The sequence below is a fragment of the Flavobacterium azooxidireducens genome (assembly GCF_023195775.1).
Lineage (GTDB): Bacteria > Bacteroidota > Bacteroidia > Flavobacteriales > Flavobacteriaceae > Flavobacterium > Flavobacterium azooxidireducens.
Map to the genome: position 1 here is coordinate 968,413 of NZ_CP096205.1, position 25,303 is coordinate 993,715.

General features: G+C 35.3%; 17 protein-coding genes and 1 pseudogene. 8 read left to right on the forward strand and 10 right to left on the reverse strand.

The window, feature by feature from the left end:
* Nucleotide 1 precedes the first annotated feature (1 nt).
* The 7 genes from M0M57_RS04370 to M0M57_RS04400 form a co-directional block, all read right to left on the reverse strand.
* Nucleotides 2-1,885, reverse strand: coding sequence for an AHH domain-containing protein (locus M0M57_RS04370; protein ID WP_248435729.1), 1,884 nt, complete (start codon nucleotides 1,883-1,885; stop codon nucleotides 2-4).
* Nucleotides 1,886-2,116: 231 nt separating this feature from the next.
* Nucleotides 2,117-3,349 carry an ATP-dependent Clp protease ATP-binding subunit ClpX gene (gene clpX / locus M0M57_RS04375; RefSeq protein WP_248435732.1) on the reverse strand — a complete coding sequence of 411 codons (1,233 nt, stop codon included), beginning with the start codon at nucleotides 3,347-3,349 and terminating at the stop codon, nucleotides 2,117-2,119.
* Between the two features lie 54 nt (nucleotides 3,350-3,403).
* Nucleotides 3,404-4,063 (reverse strand): ATP-dependent Clp endopeptidase proteolytic subunit ClpP, encoded by a 660-nt coding sequence (clpP, locus tag M0M57_RS04380; protein WP_112086031.1) that lies wholly within the window; start codon nucleotides 4,061-4,063, stop codon nucleotides 3,404-3,406.
* Between the two features lie 95 nt (nucleotides 4,064-4,158).
* Entirely contained in the window at nucleotides 4,159-5,484 is a 1,326-nt protein-coding gene (gene tig, locus M0M57_RS04385) for a trigger factor (protein ID WP_248435734.1), read from the reverse strand.
* A gap of 92 nt (nucleotides 5,485-5,576) precedes the next feature.
* Nucleotides 5,577-5,924: a phage holin family protein gene (locus tag M0M57_RS04390; protein ID WP_248435736.1), complete on the reverse strand. Its 348-nt coding sequence runs from the start codon at nucleotides 5,922-5,924 to the stop codon at nucleotides 5,577-5,579.
* Between the two features lie 34 nt (nucleotides 5,925-5,958).
* On the reverse strand, nucleotides 5,959-6,723 hold the full coding sequence (locus tag M0M57_RS04395; RefSeq protein WP_248435737.1) for an alpha/beta fold hydrolase: 765 nt from the start codon (nucleotides 6,721-6,723) through the stop codon (nucleotides 5,959-5,961).
* 70 nt (nucleotides 6,724-6,793) lie between these two features.
* Complete coding sequence (locus tag M0M57_RS04400) at nucleotides 6,794-7,507, reverse strand: pyridoxine 5'-phosphate synthase (protein WP_248435738.1); 714 nt, start codon at nucleotides 7,505-7,507, stop codon at nucleotides 6,794-6,796.
* A gap of 102 nt (nucleotides 7,508-7,609) precedes the next feature.
* On the opposite strand from M0M57_RS04400, the gene M0M57_RS04405 reads away from it, so the two are divergent.
* The 8 genes from M0M57_RS04405 (at nucleotide 7,610) to murI (ending at nucleotide 15,809) form a co-directional block, all read left to right on the forward strand.
* Nucleotides 7,610-8,269 (forward strand): CBS domain-containing protein, encoded by a 660-nt coding sequence (locus M0M57_RS04405; RefSeq protein WP_248435740.1) that lies wholly within the window; start codon nucleotides 7,610-7,612, stop codon nucleotides 8,267-8,269.
* Between the two features lie 2 nt (nucleotides 8,270-8,271).
* Nucleotides 8,272-9,156, forward strand: coding sequence for an NAD kinase (locus M0M57_RS04410; RefSeq protein WP_248435742.1), 885 nt, complete (start codon nucleotides 8,272-8,274; stop codon nucleotides 9,154-9,156).
* A 143-nt stretch (nucleotides 9,157-9,299) separates the two neighbouring features.
* Nucleotides 9,300-9,983: a type IX secretion system protein PorG gene (gene porG / locus M0M57_RS04415; RefSeq protein WP_248435744.1), complete on the forward strand. Its 684-nt coding sequence runs from the start codon at nucleotides 9,300-9,302 to the stop codon at nucleotides 9,981-9,983.
* Nucleotide 9,984: 1 nt separating this feature from the next.
* Nucleotides 9,985-10,725 carry an isoprenyl transferase gene (locus M0M57_RS04420; protein WP_248435746.1) on the forward strand — a complete coding sequence of 247 codons (741 nt, stop codon included), beginning with the start codon at nucleotides 9,985-9,987 and terminating at the stop codon, nucleotides 10,723-10,725.
* A complete protein-coding gene (gene bamA / locus M0M57_RS04425; RefSeq protein ID WP_248435748.1) occupies nucleotides 10,658-13,375 on the forward strand; it encodes an outer membrane protein assembly factor BamA in 2,718 nt (905 codons plus the stop codon). Before M0M57_RS04420 ends, bamA begins: the two co-directional genes overlap by 68 nt.
* 41 nt (nucleotides 13,376-13,416) lie before the next feature.
* Nucleotides 13,417-14,439, forward strand: a complete 1,023-nt coding sequence (locus M0M57_RS04430) for an OmpH family outer membrane protein (RefSeq protein ID WP_248435749.1) — start codon at nucleotides 13,417-13,419, stop codon at nucleotides 14,437-14,439.
* Nucleotides 14,440-14,454: 15 nt separating this feature from the next.
* Nucleotides 14,455-14,955: an OmpH family outer membrane protein gene (locus M0M57_RS04435; RefSeq protein ID WP_248435751.1), complete on the forward strand. Its 501-nt coding sequence runs from the start codon at nucleotides 14,455-14,457 to the stop codon at nucleotides 14,953-14,955.
* Between the two features lie 77 nt (nucleotides 14,956-15,032).
* Nucleotides 15,033-15,809, forward strand: coding sequence for a glutamate racemase (gene murI / locus M0M57_RS04440; RefSeq protein ID WP_248435753.1), 777 nt, complete (start codon nucleotides 15,033-15,035; stop codon nucleotides 15,807-15,809).
* 2 nt (nucleotides 15,810-15,811) lie between these two features.
* Here murI and M0M57_RS04445 read toward each other — a convergent pair whose 3' ends face one another.
* The 3 genes and pseudogenes from M0M57_RS04445 to M0M57_RS04455 form a co-directional block, all read right to left on the reverse strand.
* Entirely contained in the window at nucleotides 15,812-16,327 is a 516-nt protein-coding gene (locus M0M57_RS04445; RefSeq protein ID WP_248435755.1) for a gamma carbonic anhydrase family protein, read from the reverse strand.
* A gap of 40 nt (nucleotides 16,328-16,367) precedes the next feature.
* Nucleotides 16,368-17,377, reverse strand: a pseudogene (locus M0M57_RS04450) (PorP/SprF family type IX secretion system membrane protein).
* 7 nt (nucleotides 17,378-17,384) lie between these two features.
* Nucleotides 17,385-25,220 carry a choice-of-anchor L domain-containing protein gene (locus M0M57_RS04455; RefSeq protein WP_248435757.1) on the reverse strand — a complete coding sequence of 2,612 codons (7,836 nt, stop codon included), beginning with the start codon at nucleotides 25,218-25,220 and terminating at the stop codon, nucleotides 17,385-17,387.
* Nucleotides 25,221-25,303: the final 83 nt, after the last annotated feature.

Sequence of the window (25,303 nt, forward strand, 5' to 3'; positions counted from 1 at the left end):
TCTAATTAATTAGATTTGCAATTTGACCTAAATTCATATTTGGATTGTTTTGAATCAAAGTCTTTACTTGATTTGTAAAATTAACTAAATTAACATATGCTTCTTGTGGTGTGTTCGATATTGCATTCAGCTGTGTTAATTTTTGCCCGATCTTATTGTTATAAAGATTATGCCCTGTTAAATGATTAGTTGAAGGTAATGGAATGCCGTTAATAATATCATTCATGTGCCAAGCATCCCCAGATTTTGCCGCCTTTTGAATTATTGACCAGTTTCTAAAGTCCCAAGGAATTAAATGATGTGCATGCAGCCCGTTTGAAGCAAAAGAGCCTAGGCCTAAAACATTTCTTAGTTGAGCCCTATCGCCAAAAGAAATTATATTAGAAGTTATTTTCCAAACCAAAACTTCTTTTGATGCTATGTTTGTTGCTGCGTTATAATAGTTTTTTGCCTTAAGACCAAATTTTGTTGCAGTAGAACCATAACCTACAATTGGTAGTGCACTTGCAAAACTTAAACTTGCATTTAAAGTATCTCCATCAAGTGAATATAACACACCATTCAATAAATCAGCTGGTTCCCCAAGCAAAGGAACTAAACCCAAAACATCTAGCCCCATATGAATAGCTTCTTTTAAAGTTTCCCATACTAGTGTTCCTTCTGACCAAGTTGGATTTAACGCTTTTAATACTTGATATTTAACTTGTAGTTTTATTAATATAAGTTCATGATTTTCTTCACTTAAACTACTTAAATCTAAATCAACATATGGATCAATTTGGTTAATATAGTCATTGTTTAAAGAATTGTCCAAACCATGATTTTTTGTTATAATACTTAAACTAACTAAATTTGGAACATCCGCTTGGTTGGGTTCAAATCTAGCTAAATCTATCAGCTCCTGTGCAAATGCCATTGCCGCCGGATCGATTACATCATTAATTGTATTTTGATCTATATAACTGCCCAACTGGTATTCAACATCTGGATTATCAACTAAATAATCATTTTGACGGGCATCTAATGACAACGGCTCTGTTAAATAACTCACTCGTGGCATATCTGGCACACCCACAATTGTTGTTAGTGAGTTGTTAGATGGTTCGCCGGGTTGAGATGAACCAGGGCTACTTCCTCCAGGTGAATAGCCAGACCCTGGATTTCCAGTTCCTGGATTTCCGAAATTATTAGGAATACATTCATAATAAAGATTAGGGGTATATCCAGGATGACTATTAGTACATTCACAAGTTTGCCATGGCCAATGTTCGGGTCCACATCCACACTGATATGGTTCTAAAACTATTGACGTTTGTACATAACCATCACAATCAAATGGATAACTTGAACCTCCTGCTACATTTTCATCAATGTGTGTAAACTTGATAGAACCACCAGGGCCTGGTTCAATTACTCGGAATGTTCTAATGTCACCTTCAAAAGGTTGGTTTTTGTCATTTAACCAATTTTCGGTAGGGCTATATTTTGTAATAAATGCAGCGGTGTTTCCTTCTTTCTCTTCTAAAGTAAGATTGTAAAATTTACTGGCTATCGTGTCCGATGTTTTAATATACATCGTATAAGACTTATAAGTTCCTGAGGTTATTTCCTTGATTACGTCTGTAAAAATTTCGATATCAGAATCATCCTCAGATCTGGCATAATGATTTGTTGAATTTGTATTATTTATAATCATTTTTACAGCCGGCTTGTTTTCTAATGATTTTAGTTTTCTTTTAAACTCATCATAGGTAATTGTTTTTACATCAATTGATTCTAAATTGTTTTTCTGCAACTCAACATCTTCGTAAAAATCTTTGTCGCAGGAAATGAATAATAAAAACGTAGCGATAATGCCGAGTAGTAAATTAAAATTGTTTTTCATGATAAATATATTTATTGGTTTATAATTCAGTGTTTGGCGGTTATCATTTATCATAAAATGTAACTCTTGACAATTTTATGATTTTATTTTATACAAATCAATCCCTACAAATGGGGATTTTTATTATAGTTTAAAAATAATAAATTTTTGGTTTAACTCAATTAATTTACCAAACAAAAAATCCTGAAGCAAAAACTTCAGGATTAGTATAATTTAATATAGTAAGTAATTCTAAGAAACAGCTTTTAATCGTTGTAACATGTTTTTGTTCAACGTGTGTTCGGCATAGCTTTTTTCGATGTGTAATATTTTTTCATCAGAACTTGGTAAATCATACATTGCATCGGTTAAAATGGCTTCGCAAAGCGATCGCAATCCACGAGCTCCTAATTTGTATTCCAAGGCTTTATCTACGATATAATCTAAAGCTTCTTCTGAGATAGAAAATTCTACACCATCCATTTCAAACAATTTTTTATACTGTTTGATAAGAGCATTTTTTGGTTCTGTTAAAATGGAACGAAGGGTTTCTCTGTCTAACGGATTCATGTAGGACAAAACAGGAAGACGACCAATAATTTCCGGAATTAATCCAAAATCTTTGATGTCTTTTGGGATGATGTATTGCATCAAATTATCCTTATCGATTTGATCCAAATTAGCCGAAGCACTGTAACCCACTGCTTGACGATTTAGTCGTTTTGAAATAATGCGTTCGATGCCATCAAAAGCACCGCCGGCAATAAAAAGGATATTTTGTGTATTTACTTCAATAAACTTTTGATCCGGATGTTTTCTTCCTCCTTTTGGTGGAACATTTACAACGGTTCCTTCCAACAACTTTAATAATGCTTGCTGAACTCCTTCACCAGAAACGTCTCTAGTGATGGATGGATTATCACTTTTACGGGCAATTTTATCAATTTCATCAATAAAAACGATTCCTCTTTCGGCTTTTGCTACATCATAATCGGCTACTTGTAATAAGCGAGTTAAAATGCTTTCAACATCTTCTCCTACATAACCTGCTTCGGTTAAAACTGTTGCATCAACAATGGTAAGCGGCACGCCTAACATTCTAGCAATGGTTTTGGCTACTAATGTTTTCCCGGTTCCGGTTTGACCCACCATGATAATGTTGCTCTTTTCAATTTCAACATCATCGTCATTACTTTTTTGCATCAATCGTTTGTAATGGTTGTAAACCGCCACAGACATTACTTTTTTAGTTTGGTCTTGACCAATTACATACTCATCTAAAAAAGCACGGATTTCCTTTGGTTTTTTGAGTACCAAATCGCCCAAACCATGAGAATGCTTGCTTTGTTTCAGTTCTTCTAAAACAATGCCGTGTGCCTGCTCGATGCATTTATCACAAATGTGAGCATCAATTCCGGCTATTAACAAATTTGTTTCGGGTTTCTTTCTTCCACAGAAAGAACATTCCAACATTTCTTTTGCCATTTTTTTTGGTAATCATTTATGGGTTTATGGAATAATTAAATTCCAAAACCACTTTTATTTTCTTCTCAAAACTTCATCAATCATTCCGTATTCTTTGGCTTCATCAGCAATCATCCAATAATCGCGTTCAGAATCTTGGTAAACTTTTTCAATAGTTTGACCGGAATGCTTGGCAATGATTTCGTATAATTCATTTTTTAACTTCAACATTTCTTTCAAGTTGATTTCCATATCGGTTGCAACTCCTTGAGCTCCGCCCGATGGCTGGTGAATCATTACTCTTGAATGGGGTAATGCCGAACGTTTTCCTTCTGCACCGGCACACAATAAAACAGCTCCCATGGAAGCGGCCATACCTGTACAGATTGTGGCTACATCAGGTTTTACGTACTGCATTGTATCGTAAATTCCCAATCCTGCATACACACTTCCGCCCGGTGAATTGATGTAAATTTGAATATCTTTAGAAGCATCAACACTCTCTAAAAACAATAATTGTGCTTGAATAATATTCGCCACATAATCATCTACTCCTGTTCCCAAGAAGATAATTCTGTCCATCATTAAACGTGAAAAAACGTCTAATTGTGAAACATTCATCTGACGTTCTTCAATGATGTAAGGGGTCATTCCGCTTACAATTTTATCGTAGTACATGCTGTTAACACCATGGTGTTTGGTAGCAAATTTTTTAAATTCTTTTCCGAAGTTCATTTTAAAATAGGCTAATTTTTTGTTTGCTCTTTTAAACGTAAATGAGCGTCGAATTAACATTCGACGCCCAAATATACTACTTTTTTTGAAAATACTTATTCTCCGTACATTTCTTTAACGAACTGTTCGTAGGAAACTTCTTTTGACTTCGCTTTTACTTTTTCTTTGAAAAGACCTAACATCTTTTCGCTCATCACTTGCTCAGACAATCTTTTTACTTCGTCTTGGTTAGAAAGTACGCGAGCTACGATTCCGTCAATGTCTTCCTGTGTTGGATTCATTTGACCAAATTGAGCCATTTGTTTTTTGATTAATTCAGATGTAAATGCTTTTAAATCTTCAAAAGTGATTTGTAAGTTATTCTCAGTCATTATCTTACCTTCAATCAATTGATAACGAAGACCTCTTTCTGATTTTGCAAATTCTTCTCTTGCTTCTTCTTCAGTCAATGGTTTTTCACCTGCATTTTGTAACCATTTGATTAGAAATTCTGATGGTAAATCAAATTTGGTGCTTTCTAATAAAAATTCGGTAACATCGTTTAAGAATTTTTGATCCGCTTGTTGAGCAAATTGCTTTTCGGCATCTTCTTTGATTTTGGCTTTTACTTCTTCAACCGAAGAAACATTTCCTTCACCAAACAATTTATCAAATAATTCTTGTGTTAATTCTGCTTTTTCGCTAGTTGTAATACCTTCAATTTTAGCCGAAACTTCAATATCTAAACCATGCACTAAATCGTGATCTACTTTTAAATAATCCATTAATTTATGGTCATCATCAAATAAACCTTTGGTCCCGATTTCTACTACATCACCTACTTTTTTTCCAATGAATTTTTTAGCTGCTTTTTTATCTTTAAAAACATCCAAAGAGATAGAAGCTGTATTATTGATTCCGTTTGCTTCGTTTGTGAACGTTACATTCAAATCGTCACCTTCTTCAACGGTATCTTTTGAAATTAATTTTCCGTATTGTTTTTGAATTCTCTCCACTTGATCGTTCAACATTTTATCATCTGCAATAATTTTGAAAGATGTAATGTTGTTTTTAGCAGCTAAATCAACTGAGAATTCAGGAGCTAATCCTAATTCGAAATCAAAAGTAAAATCTTCTTTTTCCCAATCAAAATCTTCTGTAACTTTTGGAAGAGGATTTCCTAAAATATCTAATTTTTCTTCAACTAAATAGTTGTTTAAGTTTTCTTGTAACACTTTGTTTACTTCTTCCAACAAAACAGCTTTTCCGTATTGTTTTTGAATTAAACTCATTGGCACAGCTCCTTTTCTAAAACCCGGAATTGAAGCATTTTTTCGATAATCTGCCAATACTTTTTCTACTTTAGAAGCATAATCATTTTTGGAAACCGCCACGGTAACCACCGCATTCAAAGCGTCCACATTTGTTCTTGTGATATTCATCTCTATTTATATACTAAAATTGGGTGGCAAAAGTACAAATTTTTCGCCACCCAACCAATACTAATAACTTGAATTTTAACAATTCAGAGTTGTTATTTATCTTCTCCTGCAGTTAATTTATAAACGACCGATTGAAATATGGATAAAATTATACTGAAAAATAATGCTGTCCAAAACGATTCTACCTCAAAACCGCCAACTATACTGCTACATATTAAAACAATAAAAGCATTAATTACTAGCAGAAAAAGCCCTAATGTTAGGATGGTTACCGGCAAGGTGAACAACACTATGATTGGTTTGATAAACAAATTAAGTAACCCTAAAATGATAGCTACATAAATAGATTGCAGATAACTTTCGACCGTTACTCCCGGTAAAAAATTTGAAATAAGCATTACTAATGCTGCTGTGATAAGAATTCGAAGAAGTAAACCCATAAATTTAATTTTTATTAAAATTACAAAAAAAATATTAAGGTTTTAAAAATTTCATCACAATTTCAAAAAATAGTTGCGGATTTTCGGCATGCAACCAATGACCTGCGTTTGGAATTGTTTCAAATTCAGCTTTTGGAAATTGATTTTTAATTGCTTCAAAATCTTCATCTAAAATGTATCTTGAATTTCCGCCTCTGATAAACAAAGTTGGTTTTTCAAAATGTGATTCTTCCGTAAGAGCTTTTCCAACTTGCTCAATTTCCTTATTAAAAACATCCAAATTAAATCGAAATGCCAATTGTCCGGGTTCTTTCCAATATAAACTTTTCATTAAAAATTGACGAGTTCCAACTTCTGGAATGTGTTTTTTTAGAATTTCATCTACTTCACTTCTTTCCGGTTTTAAAGAAAAATCAACCGCATTTAATCCCTCTAAAATGTCTTGATGGTGCGGACGATAATATCTTGGGCCAATATCAGCAACTATTAATTTATCAATCAATTCAGGATGATTTGTTGCCAAAAACATAGCCACTTTCCCTCCCATCGAATGACCAATAATATCAATTTTTTGTAGTTTATGAAATTGACAGTAATTCAGAATATCTTCGGTCATCACTTGATAATTGAAATCATCCGAATGAAAACTTCTTCCGTGATTTCGCAAATCGAGCATGTGAACTTGAAAACCTTGCTCTGCAAATTGTGTTCCGAGTGTTTTCCAATTATCAGACATACCAAGAAAACCGTGTAAAATTATCAATGGTTTTCCTTCTCCTTCTATTTTTGAATATAACATTTTACTATTTTTTAATATCGTTTTTTAGACCTGACAGGTTTTAAAAACCTGTCAGGTCTATGAATTCAATCTATTTAAGCTTGTGTAAATACATATTCACTACATTTTCGATTCCTAAATAAAGTGATTCGCTAATTAATGCATGACCGATAGAAACTTCAAGCAATCCCGGAATATTTTCTTTTAAAAACTGAATATTATCCAAACTTAAATCATGTCCGGCATTCACGCCCATTTCGAGTTGATTGGATAAAATTGCTGCTTCAACATATGAATTAATTCCGGCTTTGTTTCCTAAACTGTATTGATGAGCAAACTCTTCAGTGTATAATTCAATTCGGTCTGTTCCGGTGATTTTTGCACCTTCAATCATCGATAAAACCGGATCAACAAAAATAGAAGTTCGAATGTTATTTCGTTTAAATTCTTGAATCACTTCAATTAAAAAATCTTTGTTTTTAATGGTATCCCAACCGGCATTGGAAGTAATAGCATCATCGGCATCCGGCACCAAAGTGACTTGTGTGGGCTTTACTTCCAAAACCAAATCAATGAACTTTTGAACCGGATTCCCTTCAATATTATACTCCGTATAAACAATCGGTTTTAAATCTCGGGCATCTTGATAACGAATATGACGCTCATCCGGACGAGGATGGATTGTGACACCATGAGCTCCAAAACGCTGTACGTCTTTGGCTACTTGCATAACATTTGGTGTATCTCCACCTCTTGAATTTCGTAGGGTTGCAATTTTATTGATATTTACACTTAACTTTGTCATGTATTTAGAAACGATTGAATTAGTAAATGATTGCAAAAATACAAACTAAAACATGCTCTTTTATAGTATTTTTTGATTATTTTGCAACGAAATTAAATGGCTATGTTAGAAATAACGAACTATATAAACAACGATTTTAAACCTTTTGACAGTAAGGAAACCATTGAATCTATTCAAAGTTTTTTTGCCGATTTAACGTTTTCACATTTTCCTGTTGTTCAAGAAGGAATTTATATTGGAAGCATTGCTGCCGATGATGTCATCACCTTTGACAACCACAAATCGGCAATTGACTACCGCTATACGTTAGAAGGTTTTTTTGCCCGAAACAATATGATTTGGTTGGATGTTTTGGAGGTTTTTGCTCAAAATCACACTAACTTAATTCCGGTTTTAGATGACCACAACAAATATTTAGGTTATTATGAATTGAATGATATTGTTCAATTTTTTGCTGAAACACCATTTTTAAAGGAACAAGGCGGTATTATTATCGTAAAAAAACCAACAATTGATTTTTCTATGAGTCAAATTGCTCAAATTGTTGAAACTAACAATGGTAAGATTTTGGGAATTTTTATTTCAGATGCAAATGCAGAATTTGTAGAAATCACTATAAAATTATCGCTTGGCGGAATGAATGAAATTATTCAAACCTTTAGACGATATAACTACGAAATTATTTCAGATCATCAAGAAGACACCTATCTGAACAATTTGAAAGAACGTTCAGATTATTTAGATAAATACTTAAATATCTAAACATGAAAATTGCCATTTTCGGACAATATTATCAAAACGATACTCGACCCATTATTAAGGACATTTTTGTTTATTTAAACCACAATCATGTTGAGTTAGTGATAGAAGCCGCTTTTTTGAAAATTTTGTACGCCGAAGAAATTCTGAAAAAAGAATACAAAACATTTTCTACCTACAAAGATTTAGACAGCAGTTTTGATCTTTTGATAAGCATTGGTGGTGATGGAACTATTCTTAGAGCTATAACCTATGTCAGAAATTCCGGAATTCCTATTCTGGGAGTTAATGCGGGACGATTAGGTTTTTTAGCAAAAGTTCAAAAAGACAACATCGAATTATTTTTGCAATCGATTCTAAATAAAAATTACACTGTTTCTAAACGAACATTATTAAGTATAGACAGTAGTCCAAAAAACCCTGAAATCAAAGACATTAATTTTGCTTTAAACGAAATTTCTGTCAGTAGAAAAGATACCACTTCGATGATTACGGTTGAAACGTACTTAAATGGAGAATATTTAACTTCGTATTGGGCAGATGGCTTAATCATTTCTACGCCAACCGGATCTACCGGTTATTCGTTAAGTTGTGGTGGACCGGTTTTAACACCGGATGTAAAAAGTTTAGTCATCACACCTATCGCTCCGCACAATTTAAACGCAAGACCATTGGTTATTCCTGATAAGACTGAAATTATTTTAAAAGTTTCGGGAAGAGAACCTCAATTTTTGGTCTCCTTAGACAGCAGAATCGCAACCATGAATAACGAAACGGTGTTAACCATCAAAAAAACACAATTTAAAATTAACATGGTTGAAATACTGGATGAAACGTTTCTAAAAACCCTTCGCAACAAATTATTATGGGGTGTTGACAAAAGAAATTAACTTCATTTTAAAAAAATAAACCTCTTCAACTATACTACCGCTCTTTTATTTCCGTTTTTTTTGAAATTAATTTGTGATAAATCGCAATTATTTGACTGTAAACTAGTCATAATTGTTATATTTGCACGCTATTTCAAAAATAGATGAATAGAATAAAGATTGCATTATTTTTTACGCTCATTTACGCCGGATTAAATGCCCAAATTAACGAAATTGGTATTTTTGCCGGAGGAGCTAATTATATTGGTGATGTTGGGCCAACTACCTATATTGCTCCAAACGATGTTGCTTTAGGAATAGTTTATAAATGGAACCGAAGTACCAGACACACTTATCGTTTTAGTTATACCTACGGAAAAATAAAATCAAATGATTTGGATTCTGATGTAGCAGACAGAAATTTGAGAGGATATAATTTCAAAAACACCATTCATGAAGCTTCAGCCGGAATGGAATTTAATTTTTTTGAATTTGATTTACATAGTATGAAACCACAATTCACACCTTATGTTTACACTGGTTTGAGTTATTTTGCATACAAAGAATTATATTACACTGACAGTAAAGCAACCGAAGATTATCAGGAAGGAGCACTAGCTATACCGATGATTCTTGGTGTAAAAACAAAATTAACAAGAGATTTAGTTATTGGTTTAGAAGTTGGAGCACGTTTTACGTTTACAGACAATTTAGACGGAAGTAATCCAAAAAACGAAAACCTAACACCACTACAATTTGGAAATATAAATAGTAAAGATTGGTATATGTTTACCGGATTTACATTAACTTATACATTTGGAGAAAACCCATGTTTTTGTCCGGAATAAAATGATTTTAGAAGAGCACATAAATAAAGACAATTTACCAAAACATTTAGCCATCATTATGGATGGAAATGGTCGTTGGGCAAAACAACAAGGAATGCTCCGTGCTTTTGGCCATGAAAAAGGTACCAAATCAGTGAGAGAAACGGTTGAAAGTTGTGCAAAACTCGGAATTGAAAACCTTACTTTGTATGCTTTTTCAACCGAAAACTGGAATCGTCCCAAATTAGAAGTAGACACTTTGATGAATTTATTAATAAAATCATTGAAAAAAGAGTTGAAAACACTTCAAAAAAACGAAATTAAACTAAATTCTATTGGCAATATATCGCTTTTACCTACTACTGCACACAGAGAACTTTTAGAAGTAATTAACAAAACCAAGGAAAATAAACGAATGACTTTAACACTCGCTTTGAGTTACGGATCCAGAGAAGAGTTGGTTTCCGCAATAAAAACTATAAGTGATAAAGTTAAAAATAATATAATTTCGCCAGAATCTATTGATGAAACAATTATTAATCAACATCTTTACACACACAATCTACCCGATGTTGATTTATTAATCAGAACCAGTGGAGAACATCGAATCAGTAATTTTCTGTTGTGGCAAATTGCCTATGCAGAATTATATTTTACCGATGTGCTTTGGCCGGATTTTAGAGAACAACATTTATATGAAGCTATCATTAGTTATCAAAAAAGAGAACGTAGGTTTGGAAAAACAAGTGAACAAATTAAATAAAAGAAACGTGTTGAGAAACATTACGTCATTTTTTGCAATACTTTTTTTGGGAAGTATTTTTCAGTTAAAAGCACAAGAATCTTCAACTTATGAAAGAGGCTCCCAATACATTTTAGGCGGTGTAGAAGTAACCGGTAAAATTACTTTTAACGAGCAAACCGTTGTTACATTTTCCGGCTTGGAAAAAGGACAAAAAATTATTGTTCCTGGAGAAGAAATTAGTACAGCTATAAAAAAACTAGGAAAATTAGGCTTGTTCAGTGATATTGATATGTATATCAATAGAATCAAAGGAGACACCATATTCTTAGAATTAAATATGGTAGAACTTCCTAAATTAAATGAAGCAAAAATTCAAGGGTTAAAAAAGAACAAAGCCGAAACTTTACTTAAAGAAGTTAACTTAACTAAAGGCAAAGTTGTAAACGAAAATTTAATTACCACCACTAAAACTACTATTGAAAATAAGTATAAAAAAGATGGTTTTTATAATACTAAGGTAGCCATTAACACCATCCCGGACACAACCAGTGGAAACGAAGTAAAAATGGTAATCAATGTTGATAAAGGTAAAAAAATCAAAGTTTCCAGCATAGATATTCAAGGAAACGAAGAGATAAAAGACGGAAAACTAAGAGGTGCCATGTCTAATACCAAAGTTAAATTTCCAGGAAGATTTTGGAAAGGCTCAAAATTTATCAAAGACAAATACAAAGAAGACCTTGTTAGCTTAGTTGACAAATACAAAGAAAAAGGTTTTCGCGATGCCCGAATTATCTATGACAGTGTAATTTTTAACAACAAAAAGAATACCGTAGATATTAAGATAAAGGTAGAAGAAGGAAGAAAATACTATTTTGGTGATATAAAATTCTTAGGAAACACAATCTATACAGACGAAGGATTAAGTCGTGTATTAGGCATTAAAAAAGGGGAAACTTACAATGGTGTAATGCTTCAAGAGCGAATTGCCAACAAGAAAAACCCTGAAGCAAACGACATTACCAATTTATATCAAAATAACGGATATTTATTTTCAACAATTAATCCTGTAGAAGTTCGCACCGCAAATGACACTATTGATTTTGAAATCAGAATTTTAGAAGGACCTTTAGCCTACTTTAATAAAATCACTGTGGTTGGTAATGATAAAACAAATGACCACGTAATTTATCGTGAACTACGTACAAAACCAGGACAAAAGTACAGCAAAGAAGATTTAGTACGAACCATTCGTGAAATTGGTCAGTTAGGATTTTTTGATCCGGAAGCGATTGATCCAAAATTTAAAAATGTAGATCCAGCTGCAGGAACCGTTGATATTGAATACAATCTTGTTGAAAAAGGATCGAGTCAAATTGAACTTCAAGGAGGTTATGGTGGTGGAGGTTTCATCGGAACACTTGGACTATCATTCAATAATTTTTCGGCTAGAAATATTTTTAAGAAAGATGCCTACAAACCCCTGCCAATGGGAGATGGACAACGTATGTCTTTGCGTTTACAAGGAAGTTCTTTCTTTCAAACCTACAGCTTAACGTTTTCTGAGCCATGGTTAGGTGGGAAAAAACCAATTCAATTTTCAACATCTTTATCACACAGTAAACAATTTTTAAATAATTTTCAAACCAGAGATGTGGATAGAAGTAGAAGTTTCAACATTACATCACTTTCTGTCGGTATTGCAAAAAGATTGACTGTGCCGGATGATTTCTTCGTATTATCACAATCGGTAAGTTTTCAATACTATGATTTGAATAATTACAACACCGGTTTATTTACTTTTGGAGATGGATCAGCAAGAAATTTAGCTTATACCATTGGACTAACAAGAAATAACAAAGGAGTTAATCCAATTTTCCCTGTCTATGGTTCTGAATTTTCTATCACCGCAAAATTCACTCCACCCTATTCATTATTTAATGGTGTAGATTATAAAAATTTAGAAAACGAAGCAGAATACAAACTAAGACACACAGGAGAATCATATTTTGATTCAAATGAAAATTTAGTTTCGCCTGGAGATTATGTTGATGCTGCAGGAGGAAACAGAGTTGATAGTTTTGAAGATGCCGCCGTTGATAGAGCAAAAGTGGATCAGAAAAAATTTAATTGGTTAGAATTTTATAAAATTAAATTAAAAGTAGATTGGTACACAAAAATTGCCGGAACGAATCAAAATGCCCTTGTATTTAGAACCCTAGGCGAATTTGGATTCATGGGAGCCTACAACAACGAAAGAGGATTAGTGCCATTTGAACGTTTCTTCCTTGGTGGAGACGGCTTAGCAAACTTTGCCTTAGACGGAAGAGAAATTATCCAGTTAAGAGGTTATCCAAACCAATCTTTATCACCTGTAGATGGTGGTACAATTTATAATAAGTTCACAATGGAACTTCGTTATCCAATAACATTGAAATCTGCCGCATCCATTTATGTTTTAGGATTTTTGGAAGCTGGAGCTTCATATAATACTTTTCAAGAATACAATCCGTTTAAACTTCAACGGTCTGCCGGTTTGGGTCTAAGAGTATTTATGCCTGCCTTTGGTTTATTAGGAATTGACTTCGGTCACGGCTTTGATGCATTGCCAGGTCAGACAATTAAAAATGGCTGGGAAACACATTTTATCATCGGACAACAATTTTAATTGTTAATTTCTGTTATATTTACATGATAATTTTAAAGAATATGAAGAAATTAGTTTTTTTATTACTATTAACACTATCTGGACTTGCTGTTGAAGCACAAACCAGAGGTGTTAGAATTGGTTATATTGATATGGAATATATCCTTCAAAATGTGCCGGATTACACTGAAGCTAAAAACCAATTAGAGCTAAAAGCTCAAAGATGGAAACAAGAAATTGAAACCAAACAAAATGAAATCAATGCGTTTAAAGAAAGTCTCAACAACGAAAGAGTACTATTAACAAAGGAATTGATTGAAGAAAAAGAAGAGGAAATCAAGTTTCTTGAAACAGAACTTATGGATTACCAACAAAAAAGATTTGGTCCAAACGGTGATTTAATTGTGCAAAAAGCTGTATTGATTAAACCAATTCAAGATCAAGTTTTTACAGCTGTTCAAGATTTAGCAGAAGCTCAAAAATTCGATTTTATCTTAGATAAATCTTCCGATTTAACAGTGCTTTTTGCGGCCAAAAGACACGACATTAGCGACCGAGTAATTCGTTCGTTAACCCGTGCTTCAAAGCGTGAACAAATGAGTAAAAAACAACTTAAAGCACTAGAAGAAAAAGAACGTATTGAAGATTACAAAGACGATACTAATCCAGCATTAGAAGAACGTAAAAAAATTCTTGAAGATCGAAAAAACAAACGTGACAGTGTTGTTGAAGCCCGCAAAGCACTTGCCGAACAAAAGAAAAAAGACTTTGAAGACAGACGTGCAAAAATGAAAGAAGAACGTGACGGCAAAAAGAATGGCACAGTTTCTGATAAAGATGAGAAAACAAGTGATAGCAATTCTTCTACTGAAGAAAAAACAGATGGTAATGTAGAAACAAAAAACACAACCACTACAGCAGCAGAAGCTAGACAAAAAGCCGAAGAAGACAGACAACAAAAATTAGACGAAAGAAAAAAACAAATTGAAGAAAGAAAACAAAAAATATTAGCCGATAGAGAAGCCGCTAAAAAAGCAAGAGAAGAAAAACAAAACGAGAACAAAGAAAAACAAAACAATAATTAATAATAACTAGAAATGATGAAACAATTGAAAACTTTATTTATTGCGACTATTTTATTCTTCAGTGCAAGTCAAACTGCTACTGCACAAACAAAAATAGCACATGTAGATACAAATGAGTTGATTACGAAAATGCCAGCTATGATTGAAGCTCAGAAACAATTAGAAACGCTTAGCAAACAGTATGATGCAGAATTCAAAACAATGGCTGATGAATACTATGCTAAATTGAAAAAATATGATGAAGAAGCTGGAAAAGTTACTGAAAAAGTAAACGAAGAAAGAGCGAAAGAAGTTCAGGATATGGAAAAAAGAATCAGAGATTACAGAGAAACTGCTCAAAAAGAGTTGCAACAAAAAGAGTCTGATTTGGCAAAACCATTAATGGAAAAAATCAAAGCTTCTATTGCTAAAGTTGGAAAAGCAAAAGGTTTCAACTATGTTTTAGACGTAAACTCTGCCATCTTTGCAGATGGAACAGATTTAACTAGTGATGTTAAAAAAGATTTAGGTTTCTAAAAAACTAATCAAAAAAAATATAAAAACTGCTCACCCAAACTAACGGGAATTGAGCAGTTTTTTTTTATTTTTGAAGTATGACAAATTCAGCACCCATAGGTCTATTTGATTCCGGCATTGGCGGAACTTCCATTTGGAAAGAAATTAATACTTTGCTTCCAAACGAAGACACTATATATTTAGCGGATAGCAAAAATGCTCCGTACGGACAAAAATCGAAAGATGAAATTATTGCTCTTAGCAAAAAAAATACTGAATTTTTATTAAATCAAAATGCAAAACTAATTGTTGTAGCATGCAATACAGCCACTACAAACGCAATAAAAGAACTGAGAGCAAGTTATGACGTTCCGTTTATTGGAATTGAACCTGCCATTAAACCCGCCGCAATTAGCTCAGAAACACACACAATTGGCATTTTAGCAACCAAAGGAACATTGAGTAGCGAATTATTTAGCCAAAGTGTTTTGAACTATCCAACAACAAAAATTATTGAGCAAGTTGGTTTTGGTTTAGTTCAACTGATTGAAGAAGGCAAAATGAATTCAGAAGAAATGACTCTTTTACTCAAAAGTTATTTGGAACCAATGGTCGAGGCCAATATTGATTACTTGGTTTTAGGGTGTAGTCACTACCCCTATTTGATTCCTCAGATAAAAAAAATCATTCCAAAACACATCAAAATTATTGATTCAGGCGATGCTGTGGCACGTCAGACGAAGAATATTTTATTAGAAATGGATTTACTTAGCAAACAGAAGAAAAGCTCGCAAATCTTTTATACCAACTATAATCCGAAGGTATTAAAATCGATTCTGAAAAATAAATATCAGGTAATAGAAAAAGACTTTTAGAACTATTCGTCCTTAAACCAACCGGAATACATTACATAATTATTCGAAATCCGATCTATTTCACCAGCAAAATCCGATTGATCTATATCTTTTACTTTTTTTGCCGGCACACCAGCATAAATAGTTCCGGATTCAACATGTGTGTTTTGAGTTAAAACAGCACCGGCCGCAATGATTGAATTACTTTCTATCACACAATTATCCATTACAATTGCTCCCATTCCGATTAAAACATTATCATGAACAGTACAACCGTGAACAATGGCATTATGCCCTATAGAAACATTGTTCCCTATGATTGTAGGATGCTTTTGATATGTGCAATGAATAATAGCTCCATCTTGAATATTTACTTTGTTGCCAATTTTAATAAAATGAACATCACCACGCAACACAGCATTAAACCAAATACTACACAAAGAACCTAGTTGAACATCTCCAACAATAGTAGCATTTTCAGCCACATAACAATCACTTGGAATAACAGGGGATTTCCCGTTTACAGACTTAATTATCATAGATCAAAAAAAATCCTGACAAGAGCCAGGATATAATTTATTAGTTAATTGCAGGACAGTTACATTGATATTTCTCTCTTTTACAGAATAAATTCATACCCAAAGTGATTTGGTGGAAACCAGAATTATCAAAACGAACATTACCTGTTAAGTATGAATAAGTATAAGCAAACATAAACTGTTTGTAGTTAACACCAACTATTGGGGTAAAATACTGCAAACGTTGATCGTTAACGCTATTCCCATCAACATATTGAGCACCGTCAAAACTTCTTCTATAAGATAAGCCCCCCAAATTTTTCCAAAATCTACATTTTTATAAACTTTTAAATTTAAGTCGATAGATTTCTCCTTTGTTTCTTCCACTAACTGAAATAAAATAGATGGTTCCCATTGCAAACGATCGCTGCTTCCAAAAACATAACCGGCACTCAACAAGAATTTTCTTAAATTATCTGATTCAAACTCAGTATAAATTTCTCGTCTAACATTTGCAATTGCATTTTTTACAGTAAAGTGAGCATAAAATTCTAAATAATTATATGATGCTCCCAAATCTAAATTAAAGTAAGAATCCTTTTGATAAATCCCTCCAATAATTGGATCAAAAGGTTGGTTATTAATAAAAGATGTTTCGTCTAATTGACTTTGAACTAAAGCCCCACTAATACCAAACGACAACTGATTCAAATCAATTTCACTTCGTGAGAACATGATATGGTGAGCATACGTTAATTTAATTCCTTTTTGTGAATGATAACCATTTCTATCAGAAAACAAAATGGCTCCAACCCCAGATTTTTCTCCAACACCAGCATTAAAACTTACTGTGCTCAAGCTAGGAGCATCTTCTTGACCAAACCATTGAGCTCTACTCGTAACTCTTAATTTTGCACAATTTGCAGCTCCAGCCATGGATGGGTGAATAAGGTAATAATTATCTGTTAAATAATCTGAATACACCGCTATTCCTTCTTGAGAAAACGAGAATTGCGAAATAAACAATACTATTAGTAAATAAGATTTTTTAAAATTAAGATTTAGATTCATGGGGTTTCTATCTTTTTAATGAAAAATGTGCTTTAAATGTTTTGGTTTGATCGTTTTCCAGGTACTCTACTGTAAACCAGTAATCGTTTGAAGGGAGGTTTTGACCGTTGAATGTTCCGTCCCATCCTTGACCTGCAGGAATAATTTGTTTGATTAATTTTCCATAGCGGTCAAATATATAAATTTTTGCGTTAGGATTGGTGTCTCTTAGCGAAAAAATATTCCAAGTGTCATTATAACCGTCTCCATTTGGTGTAAAGAATTTTGGATAATCTACAACAAATACTTCGATCGTAGCATCTTCACAACCATTTAAGTCTCGAACTGTAACAAGGTGACTTCCCGCACTCACGTTGGTAAACACATTACTGGTTTGAAATGGTCCGTTGTCTAAACTATACACATAATTCGCATTGCCTTGATCCGGAATCGTGATTCCGTTTGCAATGATCGTTATAGTGGCGTTGTCGGTAAAATAATTACTCTGCACATAACTCAAGGTAGCTTGCTCGGACTGAACCACATTCACTGTTATCGTGTTTGAACATTTTGGTTCCGTTTCGTTATTTGTAACAGTTAAGGTATAAGCTCCCGGAGTATTTACCGTCAAGTTTGCATCGGTACCTAGTTCATTGCCAAGTGAATCTGTCCATACAAAATTATGTGTTAATGGATCTAATCCACTCTCTAAAATAGCTTCTCTAATTACATCGCCTGTAATCGGATCGGTACAGATAAAGTCGTCTTGAACCGTTGGCTCAGGTATTTTATGCACTGTCAAGGTTACCGGAACAATGTTCGGACAGCCACTTTGCGTGTTTGGGTTCACCAAAACAGCATAGATTTCCTGACTAAAAGGAGTAGTGTTGACAAAGGCTGTTAAATCAGTTCCTGATAGTGCTCCACTATAATCGTTTTCTTCTGCTGCTTGCTGTGCTGCAGTAAGACTTTCAAAATAGTAAACCACTGTGCCTGCATAATTATTTGGTGGTGTTATAGTAGCTCCTAATAGTAGTGGCGTTACATCTGCATCTAAATTAAACGCAGCTAAACCATCGTTATCAGCATCTTGATCGTCACATTTGGTTACGGCCGGATCATCTACCGGAATTGGATTAGCAAAGGTTCCTTCTTCAATCACTAAATCTACTGTTCCAACAATAAAACATGCTGTGATTTTATTCTCTACTCTTACATAAATAGTCTCCGGTGTGCCTTGAACACTTGTACTTGGGTACGTGTTTGGCAATTGTGGACTACCCGCATCTGCATGAGCCTGTGATGCATAATACGTTACGCTAAAGTCGGCCTCAGTTTGATTGGCTCCCAAAACATCTTCATTGGCTAAACTTAATGTGAATGGTAAAATCGGTTGATCTATTGCCACACATTGGTATAAATTAACCGGCGAAACAATATCCGGTAGCGGATTAACAATCAATTGAAGCTCTACAATTTCATAACATCTTGGCTCCATCGGATTGGTTGGTATTCTGGTTACACGAACATAAATGGTTTGTGTATTTGGATTTGTACTGTCATAGCTAGTTGGAACAGGAATCGGATTAGTTTCTGTTTCTGCATCAGCATAACTCTCAAAATACGTCAAAGAAAACTCTGTTAAACTAGCTCCGTTTAAGATATAAATCGCTCGCTGAGTTAGATCAAAATTTTCTAAACCATCACCCGGATTATTGTCATCACACTCTTCTATCGGTGCCGGATCAAATAGTGGTTCCGGTCTTGGAATTACTCGAATGGTTAAAGTCGTAAAGCTCGAACATCCCGCCGCACTCGTCACTTTCACCCCTAAGGTTTGCACTGCTGCAACTGCATTAGTATAAGCCGTTGGGTCTTGAATTGCATTGACATTATCCAACGCATTTTGATAACTTGGATAATACGTAACGGTATAACCTCCTAAATTATTAGTAATTGCATTATTGCGGATAGTTAAGTCAAATACTGTAAATTGATTATTTGGTAAAGCCTCATCACACAACGATATCGGATCCGGTATGGTGAGTGCCAAAGGCAGGTTTACAATCAAATTGAAACTTCCCGTATGGAAACAACCTGTGGCAATATCAGTCACTCGTACCCAAATGGTTTGTGGATTGCTTGTGTTTTGATACGTTGTTATATTCGCAATGGCTGAAGTACCACCAATTGCATCAGCTTGTGATGTAAAATAAGCCACTTGATAATCTGAAGCAGCTCCACTTTGAGCAGCTAAGATAATGGGCGTTTGAACACTTAAATCAAAGGTACTAAAGCCGTTTTGCTGATTACCATCGGTATCACATTGAACGATATCCGGTAAATTTGTTGGTACTTCCGGGCTTGGGTTTACTACTAGTTCAAGCATCATCACTCGCACACAACCTGTTGTGTTATGCTCTGCTCGAACATAAATAAACTGTTGCCATGGCAAAATTGTTAAGTATGAAAGCGGTAAATCATTATTACCATCCAATGCCTCTTGCTCGGTTTCGTGGAAGGTAACAGTAATATCCGTTGCTCCATTGAGTAAGTCCGGTATAAGTGCTCCTAAATCAAAAGTAGCCAAACCGTCATTGTTGTCGTCACACAACGTGATTGGGTTAATCGGAATAAGTAATATTGGAAGTGGTTCTACTCGTAAATCTAAAGTAGTGGTCGAATAACATCCCGTAACCGGATTAAGCACCCGAACATGAATAGTTTGAACGTTAGACGTGTTTGTATATAATGTAGGTAACGCATTGGTGCCTTGTTGTGCTTGAAGCAACGTGAAATGGAACGTAACCACTAATCCTTGTTGTGTGCCCACAATCTCGGCAATGGCTTGCGTTAAATCAAATTCTTCCTCTTCATCTCCCGGATTATTGTCGTCACACAAGGTTAATGGTGTTGGCAAATTAGCAATCGGTAACGGATTAACAACTAATTCTAATGGTGCTACATCATAACAACCCGTGGCATTAATGGTCACACGAACCCAAATAGTTTGTGTTGAACTGCTATATGACGGTGGAAGTTGTGGTGTGCCAACAATTGCCTCCGCCTGGCTTGGGTGGAATGTTACCGTATGTAAACTTGGATCTAATCCGCCTAAAATATTAGTTAAACGAGAAGATAAATCAAATACTTGAACACCATCCGTATCATCATCACACAACGCATAATCATCCGGAGTCGTATTGATTACCGGGAATGGATTAACAATTAAATTAAACGTGGTAATTGAAGGACAATCGGTTGCTCCTGTATTTATCACTCGAACATATATGGTTTGAAGCCATGGATTAAGCGATAAATAATTTGCAGGGCTCAGTATCGGTGCTCCGCCTAATTGAGCATCAGTTAACGTCTCATGATACGTTACTGTTAATCCAGTAGCTCCGCCTGTGATAATATTTTCGGTTTGAGCCAAATTAAATAGACCTCGTCCATCATTATTATCATCACAAAGCACTAAATCAGGATGAGTAAAAATTAGTGGAGCAGGTGCAACGGTTACTGTAGCAGTTTGATTGAGCGGCACCGAACAAACCCGAATTGTATTGGTGAAAACACCAATTAACGTATAAGTGGTTGTTATGGTATAGGTATCTGTTATGGTATAAATACCGGAAGCATCTATTACTTGGGTTTGAACGCCTCCCGTATTGATGGTATATTCTATCGTAGATCCCGGTGTAGCGGTGAAAGTAATCGTGGCTTCTCCCGTTGGACATATTATTATATCGCCCGATACACTTGCTGTTGGCAAGGGTAACAACGTTACTGTACCTGAGCCACTTGTTGAGAAACAACCTGTTGTCGTATCGGTGATAACTACACTGTAAACACCTTCTACTGCTGTGTTAAAACTCGCTACATTGCCTGGGTTTGTGGCGTCAGTTGGCACTGTCCATACATAATCGTAGGTACCCAGTGTACTTGGCGTAGCAGTTAACGTGGCTAAATCTCCCGCACAAACTGTTGGAGAATTTACTGTTACTGTTGGATTTGAATTAATTGTTACTGTACCCGATGCACTCGCTGAAAAACAGCCGGTTACTGTATCAGTGATAATCACGCTGTAAACACCCGCAATTGTAGTGGTGAAACTCGCTACATTACCCGGATTGGTTCCGGAAGGAATTGTCCAAGCATAATTATAACTTCCTGCTGTACCCGGGGTTGCAATTACGGTAGCTACTGTGCCATCACAAACACTTGGGCTATTAACTGTGACTGTTGGATTTGGATTTATCGTTACTGTGCCCGAAGCACTTGCGGAAAAACAACCGGTTACCGTATCAGTGATAATTACACTATAAACACCTGCAATGGTGGTTGTAAAACTAGCTACATTACCCGGATTTGGTCCTGATGATACTGTCCAAACATAATCATAACTACCCGCTACTCCTGGGGTGGCTGTAACAGTGGCGGATGTACCATCACATACCGATGGACTATTGACACTTACTGTTGGATTTAGATTTATTGTCACTGTTCCTGAGGCACTCGCTGAGAAACAACCCGTAACTGTATCAGTAATAATAACACTATAAACACCTGCTATTGTGGTGGTGAAACTTGCAACATTACCAGGATTAGGCCCTGACGGAACGCTCCATGTATAATCATAACTCCCCGCGACTCCTGGTGTTGCTGTCACTGTCGCAGGAGTGCCTTCACACTCGGTTGGACTATTGACTATAACTGTCGGATTTGGATTGGATGTTACTGTACCCGATGCACTCGCTGAAAAACAGCCGGTTACTGTATCTGTAATAATAACACTATAAACACCGGGTATTGTAGTGGTAAAACTCGCTACATTGCCCGGATTGGTTCCGGAAGGAATTGTCCATACATAGTCATAAGTTCCTGCTGTGCCTGGGGTTGCAATGACAGTAGTCGCTGCTCCATCACAAACACTTGGGCTATTAACTGTGACTGTTGGATTTGGATTTATCGTTACTGTGCCCGAAGCACTTGCAGAAAAACAACCGGTTACCGTATCAGTGATAATTACACTATAAACACCTGCAATGGCGGTTGTAAAACTAGCTACATTACCCGGATTTGGTCCTGATGGAACACTCCAAACATAATCATAACTACCTGCTACTCCTGGGGTGGCTGTTACAGTAGCGGATGTACCATCACATACCGATGGACTATTGACTGTAACGGTTGGATTTAAATTTATTGTCACTGTTCCTGAGGCACTCGCTGAGAAACAACCCGTAACTGTATCAGTAATAATAACACTATAAACACCTGCTATTGTGGTGGTGAAACTTGCAACATTACCAGGATTAGTTCCGGAAGGAACTGTCCATACATAATCGTAAGTACTGGCTCCTGATGGTGTGGCAGTAACTGTCGCAGGCGTGCCTTCACACTCCGTTGGACTATTGACTGTAACTGTCGGATTTGGATTGGATGTTACTGTACCCGATGCACTCGCTGAAAAACAGCCGGTTACTGTATCTGTAATAATAACACTATAAACACCGGGTATTGTAGTGGTAAAACTCGCTACATTGCCCGGATTGCTTCCGGAAGGAATTGTCCATACATAATCATAAGTTCCCGCTGTGCCTGGGGTTGCGATGACAGTAGTCGCTGCTCCATCACAAACACTTGGGCTATTAACTGTGACTGTTGGATTTGGATCTATCGTTACTGTGCCCGAAGCACTTGCGGAAAAACAACCGGTTACCGTATCAGTGATAATTACACTATAAACACCTGCAATGGCGGTTGTAAAACTAGCTACATTACCCGGATTTGGCCCTGATGGAACACTCCAAACATAATCATAACTACCTGCTACTCCTGGGGTGGCTGTAACAGTAGCGGATGTACCATCACATACAGATGGACTATTGACTGTAACGGTTGGGTTGGGGTTTACTGTGACGGTTATTTCAAAAGTATCAGTGCAAATATTCGGTGCTGTTCCTATGGAGGCTGTAACACTATAAACTACATCAATCGGAGCATTAGTAGTATTAGTTAAAATTTGACTTATACTTGTTTGTGGTGTCGCTTCATCTAAAGCTCCAGTTATTCCTGCAGCGACTGCAGCTGTCCATGTATAAGTGGTTCCTGCTGGAACTATATCTGAACCACTTGAAACCGGTGTTACTGAGAAAATACCTTCTGAGCAAATAGTCTGAACTACATCGGCTATAAATGGTAAAGGATTTACAGTTAACGTAAATGAATTGGTCCCATAATTTGAAGGAAATGAAATTTCTACAACCCGAACATAAATTGTTTCATTTGTTCCATTATAACTATTAGCTGGAGAAATTGGAAAATCACCTGTATCTGCATCTAATTGTGTATTATGATAAGTAACTTCGTATAAAGTTTCATCTAAACCGTTTAAAGCAAGTGCATCATTTTGGGTTAAATCGAAAAATTCAAAGTCATCATCTAGAGTAACTTCATCACATAAAACTAAATCATTAACTTGAGGATCAAGTGTACATGGGGATTGAATTAATTCGAAAGACTGAATACTAGAACATCCACCTCCGCCAAAAACATCAACCACACCAACAAATATAATTTCCCCAGAACCGGAACTCACATACGTCGATGGATTTGGGATATAATTAAACAATTCTAAATCTTCAATAGAAAGTGCATAATTTAATTCAAATAAAAATGGGTCTAATGAGTTTAAAACAATCGGAGTATTAATCGTTAAATCAAAAACATTATCAGGTTCACAAATCACCAGATCAATAGGCTCTGCTACCGGAATTGGCGGAAAAAATTCTACCGTAATAGTATCTGTTACAGGGCAAGCCGGGCCATATGGATAAGCAATAACTGTATAAACGCCGGGTTCAGTAACAGTAAGTGTTGGCCCTGTTTCTCCCACTATTAAATCAGTACCTAAATACCACTCATGCGGATCTGAAGGGTCTAAACCTGTATCTAATACTTTTGTATCTTCTTCGCACAAAGCAGACCCTCCAACAAGATCAAAACCTAAATCAATTGGATTAACATTAAAACTATTGGCTTCAAGAAAAACAGCAGACTCATAAGCATCATCCGAAGCATTTCCAATTGCTAATTTAATATGATAAACTTCACCACATTGAACATCTGCTGATGCCGTTAATACAGTTGTAAAACCATCATATTGTATAGATGTACCTCCACAATTATTAACATAATACGTTGAATTCGCTCCTCCTGGCAGTGTTGTAGGACATCCATTCGCAAACCCACCGTTCACATTATTGATTGAAATAGGAATAGTAGTAGAAGGAATTAAGGCAATATTAGCAGCTATTCCTCCACTATACGGACCTGTAATTCCGGGGCCACTTAAAAAAAAACCAAAGACATCATTCCATATAGTACCAACAAATTCAGGATACTCTTCTGATGCAAAGACAAAATTAAAATCTAATTCAACACCCGAAGGAATAAAATCAAATTCTAAAACAGCTACATTTCTTATGCCTTGATTAGTTAGCATCGCTAAATCGGGGTCTCCCACAACCGGATTAGCAGTAGCAGCAGGTGGGTCGAAACCATCGGAATTATTTGGACCAATTGCATAATTAGCTTGACCAGGTGCCAATATGACACCAGAAACTAAACCTAAATTAGTTGAAGTAACACCAGTAGTAAAATAACCAACCTGATCTCTTGGAACATTAGCGTTTGCTGCACTGCCATTAAAGGTAACATTAAACACTGTTAATCCATTTCCCAAGAGCGTATTTTGAACTAATTCTGCCGGAGTAAGCGTTGTGTTATTCACAAACAACTGTGCATGAACACAAAACGGAAAAATAAAAAGAATAAATAGAAGTAGTTGTTTTTTCATAGTTATTAAAAAAATGTTTCAACAATCATGATTGTCAAAACACTTGGTAAAGTTGTGTTAATAAAAATTTAAAGTTCAAATAT